1 protein-coding gene is annotated in these 1040 nt (G+C 75.9%); it reads left to right on the forward strand.

Annotated features, from left to right (window positions below; translation table 11 throughout):
• On the forward strand, positions 1-852 hold an 852-nt coding region (locus tag ACZ6EJ_RS19065; RefSeq protein ID WP_469268471.1), incomplete at its 5' end, for a RiPP maturation radical SAM C-methyltransferase.
• Positions 853-1040: the final 188 nt, after the last annotated feature.

Raw genomic sequence — 1040 nt, forward strand, 5'->3', positions numbered from 1 at the left:
GAGAGCCTGAGCACGGAGGGGCTGCGCCTGCTGCGCAAGGGCGCCACCGCCTACCAGAACATCCGCTTCCTGCTCGGCTGCGCCGAATACGGCGTACTGCCGGTCTGGAACATCCTCACCGGCTACCCCGACGAGACCCCCGCCTCCCTGCGGGAGCAGATCGACATGGTCTCCTCGCTCACGCATCTCCAGGCCCCCGACAACGACATCCTGGCCGTGCACTTCGACCGGTTCAGCCCCTACGTGGAGCGCCCCGAGCAATTCGGCCTGACGCTCACCAGGCCGCTGGCGGGATACCGGTACGTCTACCCCCACCTCACCCCCGAGGAGCTGTGGGACATCGCCTACCACTTCGAGGGCGACTTCACCGACGCCGCAGGCAACGAGGAACTGCGCCGGCTGCTGGCCGCCAGGGTCAGCCTGTGGCGCGCCCAGTACCACCGGGCGCACTTCACCTACCGCCTCGGCTTCGCCTCCGTGGCCCTCGACGAGGGCAGGCCCGGCCTGCCCGCGGGTCGGACGGTGCTCACGGGCGCGGAGGCCCGCCTCTTCCGGGCCCTCATCGGCGGCGCCCGCCACCGCGACCTGTCCGCTCCCGAGGGCCCCGGAGCCGACGTGGACTGGACCGCGCGGACCCTCGCCGCGTGGGAGCGCCGCCGCTGGATCCACAGCGAGGGATCCAAGGTGATCGCCCTGGCCACCCGAGCCGTCCCCTCGGCCTACCGCACCCCGCCGCCCAAGGGCACCCCGCGCCGGGCCCGCCCGCCGGTGGCCCTGTCGCTGGGACCCGTCCACCGGCGCGGGGACCCGCCCGCGGCCGACTGGCCGGAAACATCCGACAGCGCGGGATAGGCCGCTTGCCCGAGCCCGCCGGGGCGGGATAGTCATGGGGCCCCGCGGTGTCCCGTCCGTGCCGTGGGGGGGGGGGGGGGGGGGGGGGGGGCGCCGGGGGGGGGGGGGGGGGGGGGGGGGGGGGGGGGGACCCCCCGGACCGGGGGATGCCGTCCGCCGTTCGGGGCCGGAGCGGCGCTCGGACCGGG

Source organism: Streptomyces sp. NPDC041970 (genome assembly GCF_055588985.1).